This window comes from Bosea sp. OAE506, from assembly GCF_040546595.1.
Classification (GTDB): Bacteria; Pseudomonadota; Alphaproteobacteria; order Rhizobiales; family Beijerinckiaceae; genus Allobosea.
Genome location: NZ_JBEPOB010000001.1, coordinates 1,206,441 through 1,226,925, shown reverse-complemented (window position 1 = coordinate 1,226,925; position 20,485 = coordinate 1,206,441). Strand labels below are relative to the sequence as shown.

The 20,485-nt window shown below is 68.5% G+C and carries 17 protein-coding genes; 5 read left to right on the top strand and 12 right to left on the bottom strand.

Annotated features, from left to right (window positions below; genetic code table 11):
- Positions 1–65: 65 nt before the first annotated feature.
- From ABIE41_RS05945 to ABIE41_RS05930, 4 genes are all read right to left on the bottom strand, one after another.
- Complete coding sequence (locus ABIE41_RS05945) at positions 66–872, bottom strand: ABC transporter ATP-binding protein (protein ID WP_192644932.1); 807 nt, start codon at positions 870–872, stop codon at positions 66–68.
- Complete coding sequence (locus tag ABIE41_RS05940; RefSeq protein ID WP_192644931.1) at positions 869–2,857, bottom strand: AMP-dependent synthetase/ligase; 1,989 nt, start codon at positions 2,855–2,857, stop codon at positions 869–871. Before ABIE41_RS05940 ends, ABIE41_RS05945 begins: the two co-directional genes overlap by 4 nt.
- 323 nt (positions 2,858–3,180) lie before the next feature.
- Positions 3,181–4,200 carry an amino acid ABC transporter substrate-binding protein gene (locus tag ABIE41_RS05935; protein WP_192644930.1) on the bottom strand — a complete coding sequence of 340 codons (1,020 nt, stop codon included), beginning with the start codon at positions 4,198–4,200 and terminating at the stop codon, positions 3,181–3,183.
- Between the two features lie 149 nt (positions 4,201–4,349).
- Positions 4,350–5,024 (bottom strand): Crp/Fnr family transcriptional regulator, encoded by a 675-nt coding sequence (locus tag ABIE41_RS05930; protein WP_192644929.1) that lies wholly within the window; start codon positions 5,022–5,024, stop codon positions 4,350–4,352.
- A 215-nt stretch (positions 5,025–5,239) separates the two neighbouring features.
- Here ABIE41_RS05930 and ABIE41_RS05925 point away from each other — a divergent pair, with 215 nt between their 5' ends.
- Together ABIE41_RS05925 and ABIE41_RS05920 are read left to right on the top strand one after the other, a co-directional pair.
- Entirely contained in the window at positions 5,240–5,887 is a 648-nt protein-coding gene (locus ABIE41_RS05925) for a DUF1007 family protein (RefSeq protein WP_354191799.1), read from the top strand.
- A gap of 8 nt (positions 5,888–5,895) precedes the next feature.
- Positions 5,896–6,918 carry a nickel/cobalt transporter gene (locus ABIE41_RS05920; protein ID WP_192644927.1) on the top strand — a complete coding sequence of 341 codons (1,023 nt, stop codon included), beginning with the start codon at positions 5,896–5,898 and terminating at the stop codon, positions 6,916–6,918.
- Here the strand turns inward: ABIE41_RS05920 and ABIE41_RS05915 are convergent.
- The gene (locus ABIE41_RS05915; protein WP_192644926.1) at positions 6,915–7,784 is read right to left on the bottom strand and encodes a hypothetical protein; all 870 of its coding nucleotides are present in this window, start codon (positions 7,782–7,784) and stop codon (positions 6,915–6,917) included. The genes ABIE41_RS05920 and ABIE41_RS05915 overlap by 4 nt on opposite strands.
- A 196-nt stretch (positions 7,785–7,980) precedes the next feature.
- On the opposite strand from ABIE41_RS05915, the gene ABIE41_RS05910 reads away from it, so the two are divergent.
- Both ABIE41_RS05910 and ABIE41_RS05905 read left to right on the top strand, forming a co-directional pair.
- Complete coding sequence (locus ABIE41_RS05910) at positions 7,981–9,474, top strand: amidase (protein WP_192644925.1); 1,494 nt, start codon at positions 7,981–7,983, stop codon at positions 9,472–9,474.
- A 111-nt stretch (positions 9,475–9,585) separates the two neighbouring features.
- A complete protein-coding gene (locus tag ABIE41_RS05905; protein WP_192644924.1) occupies positions 9,586–11,166 on the top strand; it encodes an ABC transporter substrate-binding protein in 1,581 nt (526 codons plus the stop codon).
- Between the two features lie 110 nt (positions 11,167–11,276).
- Here ABIE41_RS05905 and ABIE41_RS05900 read toward each other — a convergent pair whose 3' ends face one another.
- Together ABIE41_RS05900 and ABIE41_RS05895 are read right to left on the bottom strand one after the other, a co-directional pair.
- Entirely contained in the window at positions 11,277–12,875 is a 1,599-nt protein-coding gene (locus ABIE41_RS05900; protein ID WP_192644923.1) for a gamma-glutamyltransferase, read from the bottom strand.
- A 140-nt stretch (positions 12,876–13,015) separates the two neighbouring features.
- On the bottom strand, positions 13,016–14,191 hold the full coding sequence (locus ABIE41_RS05895) for a diaminopropionate ammonia-lyase (protein ID WP_192644922.1): 1,176 nt from the start codon (positions 14,189–14,191) through the stop codon (positions 13,016–13,018).
- 127 nt (positions 14,192–14,318) lie between these two features.
- Here ABIE41_RS05895 and ABIE41_RS05890 point away from each other — a divergent pair, with 127 nt between their 5' ends.
- Entirely contained in the window at positions 14,319–15,575 is a 1,257-nt protein-coding gene (locus ABIE41_RS05890; RefSeq protein WP_192644921.1) for an aminopeptidase, read from the top strand.
- Between the two features lie 170 nt (positions 15,576–15,745).
- Here ABIE41_RS05890 and ABIE41_RS05885 read toward each other — a convergent pair whose 3' ends face one another.
- The 5 genes from ABIE41_RS05885 to ABIE41_RS05865 all read right to left on the bottom strand — a co-directional run bounded on the left by ABIE41_RS05885 (position 15,746) and on the right by ABIE41_RS05865 (position 20,361).
- The gene (locus ABIE41_RS05885) at positions 15,746–16,129 is read right to left on the bottom strand and encodes a nitrile hydratase accessory protein (protein ID WP_354191798.1); all 384 of its coding nucleotides are present in this window, start codon (positions 16,127–16,129) and stop codon (positions 15,746–15,748) included.
- Positions 16,116–16,775, bottom strand: coding sequence for a nitrile hydratase subunit beta (gene nthB / locus ABIE41_RS05880; protein ID WP_192644920.1), 660 nt, complete (start codon positions 16,773–16,775; stop codon positions 16,116–16,118). Before nthB ends, ABIE41_RS05885 begins: the two co-directional genes overlap by 14 nt.
- On the bottom strand, positions 16,772–17,413 hold the full coding sequence (gene nthA / locus ABIE41_RS05875; protein WP_192644919.1) for a nitrile hydratase subunit alpha: 642 nt from the start codon (positions 17,411–17,413) through the stop codon (positions 16,772–16,774). Before nthA ends, nthB begins: the two co-directional genes overlap by 4 nt.
- 149 nt (positions 17,414–17,562) lie before the next feature.
- Positions 17,563–18,759: an amidase gene (locus ABIE41_RS05870; RefSeq protein ID WP_192645138.1), complete on the bottom strand. Its 1,197-nt coding sequence runs from the start codon at positions 18,757–18,759 to the stop codon at positions 17,563–17,565.
- A 12-nt stretch (positions 18,760–18,771) separates the two neighbouring features.
- Positions 18,772–20,361, bottom strand: a complete 1,590-nt coding sequence (locus ABIE41_RS05865; RefSeq protein ID WP_192644918.1) for a gamma-glutamyltransferase family protein — start codon at positions 20,359–20,361, stop codon at positions 18,772–18,774.
- Positions 20,362–20,485: the final 124 nt, after the last annotated feature.

Here is a 20,485-nt window from a genome sequence, read left to right as displayed (position 1 = left end):
TTCGAGACGTGCTCCTGTGGAGCACTCCTCAGGATGAGGGCTGAGAGTGAGAGGGCTGTGGTTCATCAATGCGCCACTCCCAGATAGGCATCGATCACCTTCTGGTCGGCCTTGACCTCGGCCGGCGTGCCGTCGGCGATCTTGCGGCCGTATTCGAGCACGACAACGCGATCGGAGAGGTCCATGACCACGCCCATGTCGTGCTCGATCAGCGCGATCGTGGTGCCGAACTGCTGGTTCACGTCGAGGATGAAGCGGCACATGTCCTCCTTCTCCTCGAGGTTCATGCCGGCCATCGGCTCGTCCAGCAGCAGCAGCTCCGGCTCCATCGCCAGCGCCCGGCCGAGCTCGACGCGCTTCTGCAGCCCATAGGGCAGCTTGCCGACGGGCAGCTTGCGGATGTGCTCGATCTGCAGGAAGTCGATGATGTCCTCGACGACCTTGCGATGCGCGATCTCCTCCGTCATCGCCGGCCCGTGGCGCAGCACCTGCCAGAAGAAGCCGCGGTTCATCTTGAGCGTGCGGCCGGTCATGATGTTGTCGAGCGTCGACATGCCCTTGAACAGGGCGACGTTCTGGAAGGTGCGGGCGATGCCGGCCGCCGCGGCGCGATGCGGCCGCATCTTGTGGCGGCGCTCGCCCTTGAAGGTGATCTGCCCTTCCTGCGGCTGGTAGAAGCCATTGATGCAGTTGAGCATCGAGGTCTTTCCGGCTCCGTTGGGGCCGATGATGGCGCGCACCTCGCCCTTGCGGATGTCGAAGGAGACGTCCGTGATCGCCTTTACTCCGCCGAAACGCAGCGACACGTTCTCCACCGAGAGCAGCACCTCGCGCACCGGCGCACCCGTCATGGTCATCGGTTCCGCATTCATGCCGCAGCCCTCGCCGGTGCCGGCCGCTCGGCGGCGGTCGAGGGATAGATCGTCGCGTCGCGCACCTTGACGCGGGCCGAGATCACGCCCTTGCGGCCATCCTCGAAGGTGACCTCGGTGGAGATGTCCGCCTCGTTCGAGCCGTCATAGAGCGCGTTGACGAGCGGCGCGTAGCGATCGGCGATGAAGCCGCGCCGGACCTTCTGGGTCCGCGTCAGCTCGCCATCGTCGGCGTCGAGCTCCTTGTGCAGGATCAGGAAGCGCTTGATCTGGGCGCCCCCCATCAGCGGCTCGGACGCGAGCGAGCGGTTCACCTCGTCCACATGCTGGGCGATCATGTCGTAGACGAGATCGTGCCCGGCCAGCTCCTGATAGGAGGCGTAGACGACGTTGTTGCGCTCGGCCCAGTTGCCCACCGCCGTCAGGTCGATGTTCACCGCCACGGTGGCGTAGTCGCGGTCCTGCCCGAAGGCGACCGCCTCCTTGATGTTGGGGAAGAACTTCAGCTTGTTCTCGATGTATTTCGGCGGGAACAGCTCCCCGTTGCAGAGCTTGCCGACATCCTTGGCCCGGTCGATGATCTTGAGATGGCCTTCCTCGTCGAAGAAGCCGGCATCGCCGGAGCGGACATAGCCGTCCGCCGTCATCGTCTCGGCGGTCTTCTCGGGATCCTTGTAGTAGCCGCCGAAGATCGAGGGCGAGCGGTAGAGCACCTCGCCATTGTCGTCGATCCGGATCTCGACCAGCGGCGCCGGCCGGCCGACCGTGTCGGCCCGGATCTCGCCATTGGGCTGCATGGTGATGTAGACGCCGGCTTCCGTCTGTCCGTAGAGCTGCTTCAGGTTGACGCCGATCGAGCGGTAGAAGCGGAACAGCTCGGGGCCGATCGCCTCGCCCGCGGTATAGCCGACCTTGATCCGCGTCAGGCCGAAACGGTTGCGCAAGGGGCCGTAGACCAGCATGTCGCCGAGCCCGTAGAGCAGGCGCGCGCCCAGCGGGACGCTCTCGCCGTTCAGGATCTTCTCGCCATGCTCCTTGGCCACGCCGAGGAAGTAGTGGAACATCTTCCGCTTCAGCGCGCCGGCATCCTCCATCCGCACCATCGTCAGGGTCAGCATCGTCTCGAAGACGCGCGGCGGCGCGAAGGCATAGGTGGTGCCGACCTCGCGGCGGTCCTCGATCACCGTCTCCGGCCCTTCCGGACAGTTGACGCAGAAGCCGGCGACGATCGCCTGCGCATAGGAGAAGATGTGGTCGCCGACCCAGGCGATCGGCAGATAGGCGATGATCTCGTCGCTCTCGTTCAGCCCGTCGAACTGGCAGCCGATCTCGGCCGCCGCGATCACATTGGTATGGCTGAGCATCACGCCCTTGGGCCGCCCGGTCGTGCCGGAGGTGTAGAGGATGATGCCGAGATCGGCGCCCGAGCCCGCCAGCATCTCGCGCTCGAGAGCGGTTGTCGCCTCCGCGGTGCCGGCGAGGTCCTTCAGGCCGCCCGCGATCACATCGTCGATCGGGTGCAGCGTGCCGTGGTCGTAGTCGCGCAGGCCGCGGGGCTCGTCATAGAGCATGTGCCGCAGGCTCGGCAGGCGCTCGGCGATGGAGAGAATCTTGTCGACCTGCTCCTGGTCCTGAACCACGGCGAAGACGGCCTCGGCATGGTCGAGGACATAGGCCATCTCGTCGGCGACGCTGTCGGCATAAACCGGCACCGGCACGGCGCCGAGCCACTGCGCGGCGGCCATCGCCCAATAGAGCCGCGGCCGATTGTAGCCAACGATCGCAACCTTCTCGCCGCGCTTCAGCCCGAGATTCTGCAGGCCGCGCGCGAAGCCGCGCACCTGCTCGGTCACTTCAGCCCAGTTCCAGGACTGCCAGATGCCGAGATCCTTGTGGCGGAACGCGATGCGCCCGCCCCGCTCGCGCGCATTGCGCAGCAGCAATTTCGGAAAGGTATCCGCCTGGCCGGCGCTCGCGCTTGCCATCGTCCGTCTCCACCCTGAGCAGGCTGGCGTACATCGCACCAGCCTTCGTTCGGGCCGCTTCGGGCCTCGTTGGATGCAAGCCTCGCAGCGGCGCATGCGCTTTGCAAGGGGGGGCTTGACAGACGGATCGCGTTTTGGTCGCTATTGTCTTGGGTTATTGTTTGCGCGAGGCGGATCGGGCGGTCGACCATGCGGCCGATGGCCCGAATGGGCGCCCTGATGCCCCGCTTTCACTCCAGTTTCGATCGCTCAAGAACGACGAAGCCGCGCCGGTGGAACCGGCGCGGCCGCAATGACGGGGTCGGTTCCCGCTCGGAGGCAGATCAGCGGATCGGCGGCGCGTATTGCAGGCCGCCCCTGGTCCAGAGGTCGTTCTTGCCACGCGCGATCTTCAGGACCGATGCGGCGCCGACATTGCGCTCGAAGGCTTCGCCATAATTCCCGACATGCATGACGACCCGGTAGGCCCAGTCCGGCGTCAGGCCGATCGCCTCGCCGAACTTGCCCTCGACGCCGAGCAGGCGCCGGATCTCGGGATTGGTCGAAGACTTCTGCTGGTCGACATTGGCCTGGGTCACACCGAGTTCCTCGGCGTTCAGCATGGCGAAATGCACCCATTTGACCAGGTTGAACCAGGACATGTCGCTGCTGCGCACGACCGGGCCGAGCGGCTCCTTGGAAATGATCTCGGGCAGGACGACCGCCTCCTCCGGCTTCACCAGCTTGAGCCGGAGCGCGTAGAGCGCCGAGGCATCGTCGGTCAGCGCGTCGCAGCGGCCGGACTGGAAGGCGGTGATCGCCTCGTCGCCCTTGTCGAAGGTCACCGGCTCGTACTTGATGCCGTTCTTGCGGAAATAGTCGGCGACGTTGAGCTCGGTCGTCGTGCCCTGCTGCAGGCAGATCGAGGCACCGTTGAGCTTCAGCGCGCTGTCGACGCCCAGTGTCTTCTTCACCAGGAAGGCTTGGCCGTCATAGTAGTTGACGCCCGCGAAGCTCAAGCCCAGCGAGGTGTCGCGCGCCATCGTCCAGGTGCTGGTGCGCGACAACAGGTCGACCTCGCCGGACTGGAGCGCCGTGAAGCGGTCCTTCGACGACAGCGGCGTGAACTTGACCTTGGCCGGATCGTCGAAGACAGCGGCGGCGATGCCGCGGCACAGGTCGACGTCGAGGCCGGCCCATTGTCCCTGCGCATCCGGCAATCCGAAGCCGGCGAGACCGGGGCTCACGCCGCAGATGAGATGGCCGCGGCTCTTCACGGTCGTCAGCAGTGGGGTCTGGGCGTGGACGGCGGGCGCCAAAGCGGTGGCCGCACAGGCGAGCATGGCTGCGAAGGCGATTTTCATGGTGAACCCTCTTCAGGGCAGTTCCTCTGCCCGCGCGGAAGATGGCTCACCGTCGTCCCAACTTTGTGCCGTTGTCGGCGCGGATTTGGCAGCGCGCCGTCGCCATCGCCGCCTCGAAACGGCTTGCATGCGGGTCGGGTCCTGACGAATTACCCCTCGTAACGCGCCAGGCCCTCGACATCGAGGATGGTTACGCTGCCGTGTCCGATCTCGAGCAGGCCGAGCGCGGCGAGGCGCGAGAGGCCCTGATTGGCGACCTGTCGCGACATGCCGGCGAGCAGACCCAGCTCCTCCTGGCTGACCTCGAGCGTGCGGTCCTCGTCGGGATAGAGGGTCGGGTTGAACAGCCAGGCGAGGTTGCGCGCCAGCCGCCCGGTCGAATCCAGCGTCCGTTCCGTCTCCGCCAGCGCGATGAACTGGGCGAGGCGCTCGTTGAACTGGTGGACGAGGAAGCGGTTGAAGGCGGCGGAATGCTCGAACAGCCAGAGGAAGGTCTGGCGTCGCATCAAGGCGAGCTTGGTTTCCCGCAGCGCCACCAGCTCGTAGCGCCGCAGCTCGCCCTTGATCACCGTGCCCTCGCCGAACCAGGCTCCGGCCCGCATGCCGGCGAGCGTCGCGGCCTTCCCTGTCTTCGAGGTCGTCGACATCTTGACCAGCCCCTCGGCGACGCCGGTCCAGGCCTCCATCCGGTCGCCGACATGGCAGATATGGGCGCCCTTGCCATAGCTGCGGAAGGAGATGCCGCGCCGTGCCTCCTCGAACTCCTCCTCGCGCAGATCGCGCGACCAGGCGGCGATGCGCTTCAGTTCGTCGGGCAGGATCACGGGGCCGGCTCTCCCTGGTGGCGGGCAGCCGCACTATGGGGCGGGCGCGCCACCGAACTCAAGCGCGGCCCGCCTTGCCGGGCGCGTCGGGACGCCGCGATTCGGCCGCCTTTCTGGGCGATCCGCTGCCGGCACGGGCGGCTGGACGCCTGCGCCCGATTCACGCATCGTTAACCCTGCTGCGCCAGCTTGCGCCCATGCCGAGGACATTGCCCGTGGCACGCCGACCCGCTCTCGCCGCCCTGCTCGCCGTCGCCGCCTGGGCGGGGTCGGGCGCTCCGGCTGCGGCGCATCCGCATGTCTTCGTCACCGCCCGCGCCGAGATCCTCTATGCGCCCGATGGCGCGGTACGCGCGCTCAAGCACATCTGGAGCTTCGACGAGGCGTATTCGGCCTATATCACCCAAGGGCTCGACAAGAATGGCGACGGCAAGCTGACTCCGGACGAGCTGGCCGAACTCGCCAAGGTCAACGTCGAATCCCTGCCCGATGTCGGCTTCTTCACCACCGCCAAGGCCAACGGCAAGCCGCAGGAGTTCGGCACGCCGACCGGCGCCGGTCTCGTCTTCGAGAACAAGATCCTGACGCTCACCTACACGCTGCCGCTCAAGGTGCCGGCCCATGCCAGCCGCTCCTTCGGGATCGAGATCGGCGACCCCTCCTATTTCGTCGCCTTCGAGATCGTCGATGCGCCCGATGCGGTGGTCGCCCGCGACGCACCGAAGGGCTGCATCGTGCGCGTGGCCCGTCCCCCCAAGCTCGATCCCGCGATCCAGCAGAAGCTGGCGCAGGAGGACATCACCGCCACGCCCGACACCAGCGGGCTTCAGGTCACGACCCGCGCGCTCGTCGCCTGCCCCTGACCGGCCCGATGTCGCTCGAAACCCCGCGCCTCGCCTGGATGCCCTGGCCCGCCCTGTCGCGGCGCCTGATCGTCATCGTGCTGGCGCTGGCGGTCGTCGCCGCCGGCCTCGCTCTGCTGGCGGCCCTGCTCTCGGCCTGGAGCCCGCCGCCGCCCCCGCCACCGCGCAACCCCTTCGGCGTGCCGCTGCCGCGCGAGGCGCCCCCCGCCACAACGGGGCTCTTCGGCATCATCCTCGCCTGGCAGTCCGCTTTCTACCGGGACCTTACCGCCGCACTGAAGGCGGTGGCGGGGAGTACCACGGCGATCTGGGGCCTGCTCGGCCTCGCTTTCGCCTATGGCGTCTTCCACGCGGCCGGGCCGGGCCATGGCAAGGCAGTGATCTCGGGCTACATCGTCGCCGACGACCGCAGCCTGCGGCGCGGCCTGGGCCTGAGTTTCGCAGCGGCGATCCTGCAGGCGCTGGTCGCGATCGCGCTGGTCGGCACTCTCACCATCGCCCTGCGCCAGACCGCGCAGACGATGGCGGTCGCCACCGACTGGGTCGAGCGCGCGAGCTTCGCCCTCGTCGCTCTCGTCGGAACATGGGTGCTCTGGCGCAAGGCCGGCGCGCTGCTGACGCTCGGCCGCGGCGCGCAGGTGCATGACCCCTCCTGCGACCATGTCCATATGCCGACGCCCGACGAGATCGCCCGGCTGCGAAACTGGCGCGAGATGGCCGGTGTCGTGCTGGCAGCCGGTTTGCGGCCCTGCGCCGGCGCCATCATCATCCTCGTCTTCGCCGCCTCCGCCGGCCTATTCTGGGCCGGCATCGCCGCTGCCTTCGCCATGGCGCTGGGGACCGCCCTGACGACGGGGGCGCTCGCCGCCCTCGCCGTCTTCTTCAAGTTCGCGGCGCTGAAACTGGCCGGTGGCGGGTCGCTGCGGGCCGCCCGCACGCTCGCTGTGCTGGAACTGCTGGCCGCCGCCTTCGTCGCCGTGCTGGGGGCGGCGCTCTATCTCGGCCTCGCCGCGGGCGGAGCCGGCAGCTAGCTCGCCGTGACGAAAAAAAGCCCTTTGGCGTTCAGCTTGTTCGTCATGTTGAAGCCGATTTTGGAGCGGTTGGCCCCGTAGCTCATGATGTCGTCGAGATCCTTCAGATTTTCGTCGCTGTCACGAACCTGAACGCCGGCCGCATGGCCGATCTCGTGCAGGAGCGTGCCCGAATCCGATTTGGGATTGGCGACGTTGATGAAGATGTAGGGCCGGCCCCTGATCTGGGGAGTCGTGCCATGGGGCGCACTCGCGCAGGTCTGGCCGGGTGAGCACTCGGCGGCGGTCGTCCTGCAGAAGAAGACGCTCAAGCGGTTCGCCGACTGCGGCACAAGCGCCTCCGCCATGCCGATCGCATTCTCGACATCCGGCTGTCCCAGCACCTCGCCGTCGAAGGCGATCTCGTAGCGCTTCGGCAGGACCGAGAGCTCATGCGTTGGCAGATTGTCACGGAGGATTTCGCGGGCCCGCTGGATCAGGCGACTCGAGATCGTCTCGCCGAGCGCAGCCCTGGTCCAGTACAAGGTCAGGTGGATCGTCTTCTGGGCGGCGCCCGCAGGCTTGCTGCCGGCGTTTCGCTTCAGGAAGTCGCGCGCGTCCTGGACCTGGTCAGGGGGCAGCCATGAGGGCGGCGCCGGCACCTTCAGGGTGGCGACGACATCCATAGCAAAGCGGATCCGCTCCATGTTCGGTCCGCCCCAGACATCGTAGATCGCCATCTGAGCGCGCATGTCGCGCAGCGCCAATGGGCCAATCTCCCTCAGGGCGCTCAGCATTCCGGCCATGTTGTAGCCGTTGATCTGATCGTAGGCCTGTTTCCAGTCCTTGGCTTTCACATAGGCGACAAAAGACGCGAAGTAGCTCACCGGACCCTCCATGGGCGCAATGGCATCCGTCCCGCGAAGGACCGCTGGATCATCTTCGGTGGCGAGCGCGCATCCCGCAAGCCCGCGACCTGCGCCGGCCGCACTTCACGCCCCGCGCCTTTGCCGTAGACTGCCCCTCGCCGGACCTCAGGCACGCCTTTTGCGTCGCGCGGTCCTCAACGAGAGGCCTGACCACTTGACCAATCCCTGCGACCTCACCGCCGTCGAGGCGCGTGCCCTGATCGGCGCCAAGAAGCTCTCGGCGACCGAGCTGCTCGAAAGCTGCATCGCCCGCATCGACGCCGTCGATCCCGCCGTGAACGCCATGGTCGCCCGCGACGACGAGCGCGCCCGCACGGCCGCCAAGGCCGCCGATGCCGCGACCATGCGCGGCGACGCCCTGCCCGCGCTGCACGGCCTGCCGCTCGGCGTGAAGGATCTCGAAAACGTCGCCGGCCTGCGCACGACCTATGGCAGCCAGCTTTATCGCGACCACGTCCCCGCCGAGGACCAGCTGATCGTCGCCAAGACCCGCAAGGCGGGTGCGATCGTGATCGGCAAGACCAATACGCCCGAATGGGGCGCGGGCGCCAACACCCGCAACGCCGTCTATGGCGCGACCGGCAACCCCTTCGACCCGATGAAATGCGCGGCAGGCTCCTCTGGCGGATCGGGCGTCGCGCTCGCCACCGGCATGGTGCCGATCGCGACAGGCTCCGATACCGGCGGCTCGCTGCGCAACCCCGCCGCCTATAACGGCATCGTCGGCTTCCGGCCCTCCCCCGGGCTGGTGCCGAGCGAGAAGCGCCCGCTCGGTTGGAACCCGCTCTCCGTGCTCGGGCCGATGGCGCGCACCGTTCCCGATCTCTGCCTCTTGCTCTCGACCATGATCGGCGACGATGCCGCCGACCCGTTGGCGACCACGATCCACGGCCAGACGATCCGCCGCCTGGAGGATTTCGCCAGGCCGGCGGCGATCGACCTCGCCTCGCTCAGGGTCGCGGTGACACCCGATTTCGGCTTCGCGCCGACCGAGAAGCACATCCGCAAGGTCTTCGCGCAGAAGGTCGGCGCCTTCTCCTCGCTATTCGCCACCGCCGACGAGGCGACGCCGGACTGCTCTGGCACCGACGAAACCTTCGAGGTGCTGCGCTCGGTCTCCTTCCTTGCCGGCATGTATGAGCGCGTCCGCGACACGCCCGAGCTCGTCGGCCCCAATGTCCGCGCCAATGTCGAGGAAGGGCTGCGCTACGGCGCGCTCGACATCACCCGCGCGCTGAAGCAGCAGACCGCGATCTACCAGCGCTGGCAGCATTTCTTCGCGGATTATGACGTCATCCTCTCTCCGGCGGTGACGCTGAGCCCCCGCCCCTGGTCGGAGCTCTACCCGGCCGAGATCGATGGCCAGCCGACGCGAACCTATTTCCACTGGCTGGCGCTGGCCTATGCCGCCACCACGGTCGGCCACCCCGCGATCTCCCTGCCGGTCGGCCTGGACGATGCCGGCATGCCCTTTGGCCTGCAGATCGTCGGCCCGCGCGGCGGCGACGCCAAGGTGCTGGCGGTGGCCGCCGCGCTCGAGGCGGCGCTCGCTGGCGACACGCTGACGGCGCGCCCCGTGCCCGACATCGCGAAACTCGCGGCCGGCCCGCGCATCGCCGACACGCCCGGCTTCCTCGGTTTCGACTGAGACCAAAGCCGATCCGTCAGCCTGCCCCGGGAGGGGCAGGAACGTCCAAGACAGGCCTCGCCACGCCCGTGTCCGATGCCGCCACCGACCCATCGACCGAGGGGGACTCCCATGAGACGCCGCACATTCCTGAAGGGCGCGACCGCCCTGACGCTCGCCGGTCCCGCCGCCATCGGCCGCGCCGCGGCCCAGTCGGCGACCACGCTGAAGTTCGTGCCGCAGGCGAATTTGACGGCGCTCGATCCGGTCTGGACGACGGCGACCGTGACCAGCAACCACGGCTACTATGTCTACGACACGCTCTATGGGCTCGATCTGGCCGGCAAGCCGCAGCCGCAGATGGTCGAGAGCCACGAGGTTGGACCCGACGGAAAAAGCTGGCGCTTCAAGCTGCGCGACGGGCTTTCCTTCCATGACGGCGTCCCGGTCAAGCCGGCCGACTGCCTGCAGAGCCTGAAGCGCTGGGTCCAGCGCGACCCCTACGGACAGCTCCTGGCGAAGGTGATCGAGTCCTCGGCAGCGATCGACGACCGCACCTTCGAGCTGAAGCTCACCCGCGCCTTCCCGATGATGCTCGACGTGCTCGCCAAGGCGGATTCGCCCCTGTTCATCATGCCCGAGCGCCTGGCCACCACCGAAGCGACCAAGCAGATCACCGAGGTCGTCGGCTCCGGCCCCTATCGGTTCCTGCCCGCAGAATATGTCTCGGGCAGCAAGGTCGCCTATGAGAAGTTCGAGGCCTACAAGCCTCGCGCCGAGCCCCCCAGCCGCAATGCCGGCGGCAAGGTCGCGAATTTCAAGCGCGTCGAATGGCAGATCCTGCCCGATCCGGCCACCGCCGCGAACGCCCTGATCAAAGGCGAGGTCGACTGGTGGGAGAGGCCGCTCAGCGATCTCCAGCCGATGCTCGCCAAGAGCGCCGACATCACCCGCGAGGTCACCGACGAGGCTGGCCGCGGCGCGATCATGCGGCTGAACCACCTGCAACCGCCCTTCGACAATCCGAAGGTGCGCGCCGCCGTGCGCATGGCGGTGAACCAGGAAGACTATATGCGCGCCACCCAGGGCGACGACACCTCGGTCTGGAAGACCTCGCGCAATCTCTGGTTCCGCGGCACGCCCTATTATGACGGCGAGCAGGAAGACCTGATGCCCCAGAGCGTCGAGAAGGCGAAGGCGGCCCTCAAGGACTCCGGCTACAAGGGCGAGAAGGTCGTCATCATCAGCCCGACCGACTTCCCCGACATCGGCCCGCTCGGCGACGTGACCTACGAACTGCTCAAGAGCATCGGCATGAATGTCGATTTCGTCGCCAGCGACTGGGGCACGGTGATCCAGCGCCGCAACAGCCGCGAGCCGGTCGAAAAGGGCGGTTGGAGCATCTTCCACACCACCGGCTCGGCGATGGGCTGGAGCAACCCGGCCTTGTCCTATTTGGTGCGCGGCCAGGGCGCGAAGGGCTGGTTCGGTTGGTACGACAGCGCCAAGGCGGAAGCGCTGGCCGAAGAATGGCTCTACGCGCCCGACGAGGCCGGCCAGAAGAAGGCCGCGTCGGCACTGGGGCGCCTCGCACTCGAGGACACCGCGACGATCCCGCTCGGCGTCTTCATGATCCGCACCGCCTATCGCAAGACCCTGACCGGCATGCAGAAGGGCTCGGCGCCCTATCCCTGGGGTCTGAAGCGGGTGTGACGGGCGCTAGCAGACAGTGTCATTCCCGGGCTTGACCCGGGAATCTCATGACCAGATGGCGCTGGTTTTCGAGATGGTCGGGTCAAGCCCGATCATGACGCTATTGCCGGTCAGCCCTTCGCCGCGACCGCAGCCGACCAGGGCGAGATCACGTCGCTGACCCCTTCCGCCCCATCCGCATCGACGCGGATGAGGTTGGGGCAGGCGAAGTTGATCGGCAGCACGCCGTGCTCGACCACAACGACCGGCCCGGCCGCCTCCAGCGCCGCCAGCGTGTCCGCCGGCAGGCGCAGATCGGCGCTGGTCTGGTCCGGACCCGAGACGTCGATGCGCGGCCGATGCGCGGCTTCCTCCAGCCCCATGCCGAAATCCACCGTCCAGGCCAGCATCTGGTAGACGCTGGCAAGAATGCGTCGCCCGCCCGAGGCGCCGCCGGCGAAGCGCGGGCCGGAGCCCGCCTTCGGCGTCACGATCACCGGACACATGTTGCAGAGCGGCCGGGCGCCGGGCGCGATCGCATTGGCGCTGCCGGGGCGCGGATCGAACCACATCATGCCGTTGTTCATCAGCACGCCGGTGTCGGGCAGCACGACGCGGCTGCCCATCGAGGAGAGCAGCGTCGTCGTCACCGTGACCAGCGTGCCCTCGCCATCGACCACCGTCAGATGGGTGGTGCAGGTGTCGCCGGGCTCCGTAGCCGCCTTCGCGGCTCCCAGCCCTTCGAGCCGGCTCGCATAGGCCTCGCGCATCACCCGCGACAGACTGGCGAACCAGGCCGCGTCGGGCCCCCCGGGACCGGGCCGCGTCGCGTCCATGCCCTCCACCACCGCTTCCAGCGTCGGCGCAGCCGTCAGCCCGCCGGCGGTGTGGACGAGATGGGTGCCGCGCCAGTCGATCGTCGGCGCGTCCCGCACGATCGCCCGGCACGCCGCGAGGTCCTGCGCATCGACGACGCCGCCCAGCGCCTTGATGTCGGCGACGAGCCGGCCGGCGATCTCGCCCTTGTAGAAATCGTCGAGCCCGGCCGAAGCCAGCCGCTCCAGCGTCGAGGCAAGGTTGCCGAGACGGAAGAAACCCGGCTTGCCCTGATAGGGCGGCACCGGCGGCAGGCCGTTGGGCAGATAGATCCGCGCGCTTTCCGCGTAGAGCCGCAGCACGGCGGCCGAGGAGGAAACCTTGAGCGTCGTGTACCAGTCCTGCGCCAGACCGCGCTTGGCGAGCGTGATCGCCGGCGCCAGCAGATCGGCGACCGGCATCGCCGTCCCGAAGCTCTCCTTCAGCTTGGCGTAGCCGGCGACGGAGGACGGAATCACGAAGGACAGCGGGCCGTGGATATTCACGTCGCCCACCACCTCGGGCCAGGTGAAGAGGTCGTTCTTCATCGCGCCCGTCAGCGGGTAGGACGACGGATCGGCGCGCCGCGGCGCGACAGGGCCGAAATCAACGACCTTCGCCGTGGTCTCATTGGCCTTGAGCACGACCGCAAAGCCGATGCCCCCAAGCCCGCTGTTCCAGGGCTCGACCGCGGCCAGCGCGAAACAGGCCGCCACCGCCGCATCCGCCGCATTGCCACCGGCCTCCAGGATCGCGGCGCCGGCCTCGGCCGCCTCGCGGTTCTGCGAGACGACGACGCCGTTGCGCCCGCTCGCCATCGGCTTGCCCAGCGTCCAGTTCTGCGTACGGTAAGGCACTTCTGCGGCAACGGTCATCTTTAAATTCCCCTCGAAGGCCAGGTTGCGCCCGCCCTGCAGGCCGGCGCGCGGCGGGAGCTTAGGCCAGAGCGAACAAGCCCGCCCCGTGCGCCAACCGTGCGGGCGCCATGACGGCAAGTCATGCCGGATAAAAGAGATCAGGCGGCCAGGCCGTGGACCAGTTCGGCATAGCGCGCCGGATCGGTCGCGCCCTCGGTGTTGACGACGAAGACGCGCGAGGTCGCGTCGAGCTTCAGCTGCGCCCGGACAGCCGGATCGCCGGCCGCCCGGATCAGCCCGGCGAGCCCCGCCCCGCCGCTCTCTCCGGCAACCACGACCGGATCGTCGCCCACGGGGCGCGCCAGCCGGTTCATCACCGCCACCGCATCCTCGTCCTCGACCGTCATGAAGGCGTCCGCCACCCGCGACAGGATGCGCCAGGCGACGAGCGAAGGCTCGTAGCAGTCGAGCATCGCCATCACCGTCGGCTCGCCGACATCCGCCTTCACCGGCGCTCCCGCCTGCGCGCTGGCGAACATGCAGGCCGCCCGCGCCGGATCGACCGCGACGAAAACCGGTCGTGCCTCGCCCAGCACCAGCGCGAAATGCGCTGCCACCGCCGCGGCGATGCCGCCGACGCCGACCTGCACGAAGACATGCGTCGGCGGCTCCTTCATCTGGCGCAGCGACTCCGCGACGAGCGCCGTATAGCCCTGCATCACCAGCCCGGGGATGCGCTCATAACCCGGCCAGGAGGTATCGGAGACCACCGTCCAGCCCTTCTCGGCCGAGACGCGCGCGGCCCCCGCCACCGAATCGTCATAGGTGCCCTCCGCCCGGATCATCGTCGCGCCGAAGCGGGCGATGGCAGCGATCCGCTCCTCGCTGACGCCGGAATGGACGAAGATCGCGGCGCGTGCGCCGACGAGCTGCGCGCCCTGCGCGACCGAGCGGCCATGATTGCCGTCGGTGGCGCAGGAGAAGGTCAGCGAGGCCGCGACCTCCCTCACGGCCGGTGACTGCAGCTCGCCGATCTCGACCGGCCGCCCGAGCCGGCGCGCGGCCTCCTCCAGCACCAGCCTGACGACGACATAGGATCCGCCCAGCGCCTTGAAGCTGCCGAGACCGAGCCGGTGCCCCTCATCCTTGACCTGGATCGCGCCCACGCCGAGCTGCGCCGCCAGGCCCGGCAGGTCGTGCAGCGGCGTCACCGCGTAGTTCGCCCGGTGACGGAGCTGGGCCTCGACTAAGAGGGCGCCCGCGGCGCCGAGGACCTCGGCATCCTCCGGCAGGAGCGGCTTGCGATGGTCGGGATGGGTGTTGAGCAGGAACATCGGGATCTCTGGGTCGTCGACGCGAGGGCAGTGCGGCGCCATCCTGCATCCGCGGGGCGGGCCGGTCCATTGGCGGATGCTCAGCCCTGCACTAGATTCGCCCGACATCACCAGACCAGGCGTCCCCATGACCATTCATCAGCGCGGCCTTCCCATTTCGATCGACCCCGAGAAGCTCGACCGGCTGGCCCAGGCCGCCGTGCGTGTCGGGCTCAACCTCCAGCCCGGGCAGGACCTGTTTCTCACCGCCCCCGTCACGGCGCTGCCGCTGGTGCGAAAGATCGCCGAGCACGCCTACAAGGCCGGCGCCGGGCTGGTGACGCCGATCCTCTCCGACGAGGAGTTGACGCTGGCGCGCTACCGCTATGCCCGGGACGACAGTTTCGACCGCGCCGCCGGCTGGCTGCATGAGGGCGTCGCCAAGGCCTTCGCCAACAACACCGCGCGGCTGGCCATCGTCGGCGACGACCCGATGATGATGGCGGAGCAGGACCCGGCCAAGGTCTCGCGCGCCAGCAAGGCGAACTCGGTCGCCTATCAGCCGGCGCTGGAGAAGATCGCCGGCTTCGACATCAACTGGAACATCCTGGCCTATCCGACGGCCGCCTGGGCCCGGCGCGTCTTCCCCGGCGACGCCGAGGAGGTGGCGGTCGGCAAGCTCGCGGATGCGATCTTCGCTGCCTCGCGCGTCGAGAGCGGGGACCCTGTCGCGGCCTGGGCCACGCATAACGCGACGCTGCGCAGCCGCACGCAATGGCTCAACGGCCAGCGCTTCCACGCCCTGCACTTCACCGGGCCGGGCACCGATCTGACCGTTGGGCTCGCCGACGGGCATGAATGGCAGGGCGGCGCCTCGACCGCCAAGAACGGCGTGACCTGCAATCCCAACATCCCGACCGAGGAGGTCTTCACCACGCCGCATGCGCTGCGGGTGGAGGGGCACGTCTCCTCGACCAAGCCGCTCTCCTATCAGGGCTCGCTGATCGACGAGATCCAGGTCCGCTTCGAAGGCGGCCGTATCGTCGAGTCGAAGGCGAGCCGCGGTGCCGATGTGCTCGCCAAGGTGCTCGACACCGACGAGGGCGCGCGGCGCCTTGGTGAGGTGGCGCTGGTGCCGCATTCCTCCCCGATCTCGAAGAGCGGCATCCTGTTCCTGAACACGCTCTTCGACGAGAACGCCTCCTGCCACATCGCGCTCGGCCAGTGCTATTCGAAGTGCTTCCTCGACGGCGGCAAGCTGACGCCCGAGCAGGTCGCGGCCCAGGGCGGCAACAAGAGCTTCATCCATATCGACTGGATGATCGGCTCGAACCTCGTCGACATCGACGGCGTCCACGCCGACGGCCGCCGCGTCCCGGTCTTCCGCAAGGGCGAATGGGCCTGAGGCGAGGCTAATCGCCGGACGTGCGGCGTTTTCTCGGAAACCACGCCGTCATCCCGGGCTTGACCCGGGATCCATCGGAGGGCTCCGGAGCGCTACGATGGATCCCGGAGCGGCGCTGCTTCGCAGCTTGTCCGGGATGACGGTGCGTTTCCGGCTAAAGTCAGCGTGCTTTAGGCGATCCGCCGCTGCGGGTCGTTCTCGAGCAGGATCGGCGTGCCATGCGGCGTCGCTTCCGCGGCGCGTGCCCAGGAGGCGGCGAGGGCATCGACGCCGTCATGCGAGGCCAGCCCCTTCTCGATGAGCAGGTGCTCCAGCGCCTCGCACCAGCGCTCGTAATAATCCGAGCCGTCGCGGCAGCCCCCCTTGGCCAGCGCCTCGCGGATTTCCGCACCCAGCGCCTGCGCCCATTCGTCCGCCGTGAAGACGCCGCGCTCCTGCAGCTGCACGACGAGAGCGAAGACCATCGCCTGCCAGGGCTCGGCGAAGACCGGGCCCCCGGCGTCGCGCGGGATGGGGGTGTCGCCGGCCAGCGTCGCGAGGTCACGCGGATTCAAGATAGCTCTCCCAGGCCTCGATCGAGACGGTCGATGTCGGGTCGGCGTCGCGCCCCCAAAGTTCGGGACCGGTAAAGACGACCGTGTAGAGCCATTGCGCCGTCTCCGGCAGCCCCTGCGCGCCGGTATCGGGGAAAACATGGCAGCCGGTGATCCGCTCGATCACGCCCTGCTTGCCGCGGGCATAGCGCGGCAAGCGGGTGTGGTGTTGCGGGTGCATCATGATGGTGCGGACCGCGTCGCCGACGGCAAAGCGCGCCGGGGCCTCCGCCTCGCGCTCATAGGGGAAGCCGCGGCGCAGAACGCTGGCGACCTCATCGCCCTTGAGGACGCGCTTGGGCGCCTTCGCCGGCGCGAGCGGCTGGCCCTGCTCCAGTTCCGCGGGCGTGACGAAGCCCTTTTCGACCAGCATCCGGTTCAGTCCGGCGAGCCAGATCTCGTAATAGGAGGAGGAGAGATACTGCGCCGGAGGCAGGCTCTCGCGGGCGGCGCGGATGCCGTCGATCGTCCAGACGCCCATGGCACCGGCGGCGACATTGATCGCCAGCACGCGCTTCTCCCATTCGGCATGGAAGATCGGCTCGTCGGTTTCCGGCCGCACCGGGCCGAAACCCATCTGCCCGCCGAGATCCTGGGCGCCGTTCATGACGCAGTCCCCCTGTCGGCATCCTCCACGCGGGGCAGCCCGGTGCCGATCATCGCATCGCGGTTGACGATGGAAGCGAGCTTTTCCTCGGACCAGCCTTCCGTCCCGGCCGGGCGCATCGGAATGATGAGGAAGCGCGTCTCGGCGGTCGAATCCCAGACGCGGATGCGCTGGCCTTCCGGCAGCGTCAGGCCGAAATCGGCGAGCGTGCCGCGCGGATCGAGCACCGCCTTGGATCGATAGGGCGGCGATTTGTACCAGACCGGCGGCAGGCCGAGCAGCGGCCACGGATAGCAGGAGCACAGCGTGCAGACGATCAGGTTGTGCTCGTCGGGCGTATTGAAGCAGGCGACGGTGTGCTCGCCGCCGCGCCCGCCGAAGCCCAGTTCGGCGACAGCGGCCGTGCCGTCGGCCTTCAGCCGCGCCGCGAAATCAGGATCGACCCAGGCGCGGGCCACGACGCGGGCGCCGTTGCGCGGGCCGATCTTCGTCTCATAGGTGTCGACGATGGCGTCGAGCGCAGCGGGGTCGACATAGCCCTTCGCCACCATCAGCGATTCCAGCGCCTTCACCCGCGCCTCGATCGGCGTGAAGTGGTTGTCGTGATCGTGGTCGTGATGGTGGTGGTGGCCGCTCATGCCGCTCTCCCTTCGGACTTTAAGACCTCAGCCCTCATCCTGAGGAGCGGGCGCAAGCCCGCGTCTCGAAGGAGGCTCCAGCGCGCTCTGGACCATCCTTCGAGACGCGGCTTCGCAGCTCCTCAGGATGAGGGCTAAGAGGGGCCGGTTCACGCGATCCGCACCCGCGCAGCGCGCTCGAAGGTCGTGGCAAAGGCGATCAGCGACTTGTCCGAGCCCTTCGGCCCGAGCAGCGACAGGCCGAGCGGTGCACCCTCGCGGCGCGCCACCGGCACACTCACCTGCGGGAAGCCGGAAAGGCCACCGAGGCAAAGCAGGCGCAGCGCCCGGTTGCGGAAATCGTCGAGCTGGTCCTCGGGCGCGCTGACCAGCGGCGCGATGTCGGGCACCGTCGGCAGGATCAGCACGCCATCCTGACCGAGCAGCTTCGCCAGCCGCGTCCGGAAGGCCTTGCGCACGGCCTCGCCCTTGGCGTGGTCGGCATCGGTGATCGCCTTGGAGAAGGCAAAGCGCTCGGCGACGCCGGGCCCCAGCGGCATGGCGAGGCGCTCGATCAGCGCGCCATCGGCGGCCCAGGCCTCGCGGCCCTGCAGCCAGCGGAAGGCCCAGTAAAGCGCATCGAGATCGCGCACCGCCTTCACCGTCTCGGGCTCACCGAGCTGCGGCACGATGCGCTGGACGACATTGCGCAGGATCGTCTCGGCCTCCGGCACCGCCTGGGCGAAGAGATCGTCGGCCAGCAGCAGCCGCGGCTTCACCGGCAGGGAGACCTTGTCCGTGCCGAGCAGCACCTCGCCGACGCGGGCGAAGACCTCGCCGTCCCGCGCGAACCAGCCGGCCGTGTCGAAGCTATCCGCCAGCGGCCAGGCCCGCTTCAGCGAGATCCGGCCATGGCTGGGGCGGATGCCGAACAGGCCGCAATAGCTCGCCGGCGCCCGCACCGAGCCGCCCGTATCGGAGCCGAGCCCGATATCGGTGAGCCGCCCGGCGACAGCCGCCGCCGAACCGGACGAAGAGCCGCCGGTGATGCGGTCGGGCGCCGCCGGGTTGATGGGGGAGCCGAAATGCGCGTTCTTGCCGTTGAGCGAGAAGGCGAGCTCGTCGGTATGGGTCTTGCCGACGAAGCGGGCGCCGGCTTCGAGCAACGCCTTCACCACCGGCGCGGTCTTGGTCTTGATGCCCGACTGGGCCAGAACCAGCGGCGAGCCGGCCCCCGTCGGGTAGCCCTTGACGTCGTAAAGGTCCTTCACCGCCAGCGTCAGCCCCGCGAGAGGGCCGGTCGGCGCGTTTTTCACGGGCGCCTGCGGGTAGGGAACGAAGCAGCGGAACGGATCGTCGACAAGCATCGTGGTCACCCCCTAGCAGCCTTTGGCGTCGCCGTCGGAACGCGGATCATGCGTCGCCTCGACATGGCCCTTGGGGTGCTTCACCAGCATGCCCGCGTGACCGAACTGGTCGGAATAGGCTTCCGAATACTCCTCGACCGGGTGTCCGGCGCCGGTCAGGCGGGCAAGCAGCATCGGGTCGAAGCGGCTTTCGAGCTTGAGCGAGATCGAACCCGCCCCCCAGGTCCGGCCGAAGAGCCAGCGCGGCGCATCCACCGCCGCCGCCGGCCCCGCGCCGAAGCGGTAGCGCGTCAGGATCTGGGCCTGGAACTGCGGCTGGCCGTCCCCGCCCATCGCGCCATAGGAATTGATCCGCCCGTCGTCGAAGCGCGCAAGGGCGGGGTTCAGCGTGTGGAAGGGCTTGCGACCCGGCTGCAGCGGGTTCACCGCCTTGGCGTCGAGCGAGAAGGAAACGCCGCGGTTCTGCCAGTTGATGCCGGTGCGCGGCAGAATGCAGCCCGAACCGTACTCCCAGTAGATCGACTGGATGTAGGAGACGGCCAGCCCCGAGCCGTCGATCGCGCCCATCCAGACGGTGTCGCCATCGCCGGTCTTGAACGGCCAGGCGGCGGCGCGCCTCTTGTCGATGGCCGCCGCCTCGCGGGCGAAGACCGTCTCGTCCAAGACGCTCGCGGGGTCGACCGTGGCGAAGGCAGGGTCGGTGACGATGCGGTCGCGGATCGCGAAGGCCCGCTTGGTCGCCTCGACCAGCCCGTGATGATAGTCGAAGCCGTCGGCCCGGGCGACGCCGAGCTTCTCGAAGATGCCGAGGATCAGGAGCGAGGCGACGCCCTGCGTCGGCGGCGGGCAGTTGTAGACGGTCAGCCCCGGCAGCTTGACCGAGAGCGGCGCGACGAAGCGGGCCTTGTAGGCCTCCAGGTCGGCGCGGGTGACGGGCGCGCCGATCGCGTCGAGATCGGTTGCGATCTCGCGGCCGACATCGCCGCGGTAGAAATCCGACAGGCCGGCCTCCGCGAGCTGGCGGAAGGTCTGGCCCAGCGCGTCTGGCTTGCGGCGGGCGCCGGCCTTGGGCTGCTCGCCGCCCGGCCAGAAGAACTCGCTGAAGCCGATCGCCTCCTTCACGGCCTCGACCTGCTGCGGCCAGGTCCGCAATTCGGAGGCCGAAATCTCGTAGCCCTCGCTGCAATGGCGGATCGCATCCGCCAGCAGGTCCTTCAGCGGCATCTTCCCGCCCAGGCTCTTCGACAGCGACAGCGCGGCCTCCCAGCCGCCGATCGCGCCAGCGACCGTGACGGCGGAATCGGGCCCGCGCGAGGGGATGACGTCATGGCCCTTGTCGCGATAGCGCGCGATGGTGGCGAGAGCTCCGGCCGGGCCGCAGGCCTCGACCGCATGGACCTTGCCGCCGGGCTCGTGGATCAGCCAGAAGCCGTCGCCGCCGATCGCGTTCATATGCGGGTAGACGACCGAGATGGTCGCGGCCATGGCGACCATGGCCTCGATGGCATTGCCGCCTTCGGCGAGAATGGCGCGGCCGGCTTCGGAGGCGAGGTGGTGGGGCGCGGCAGCGGCGGCCGAACCGAAGACAGGCGTATCGATCATCGGGGTCTTTTCAAGCTCTGCAGGACGGACCATCTCGGGCGGAGGGCGCGATTTTGTTGCATGCCAACGCCGGCTTCGCTAGAGCTTGCGCCCGAAAACAGGGGCGTCTCCGTGCGCCGCCACC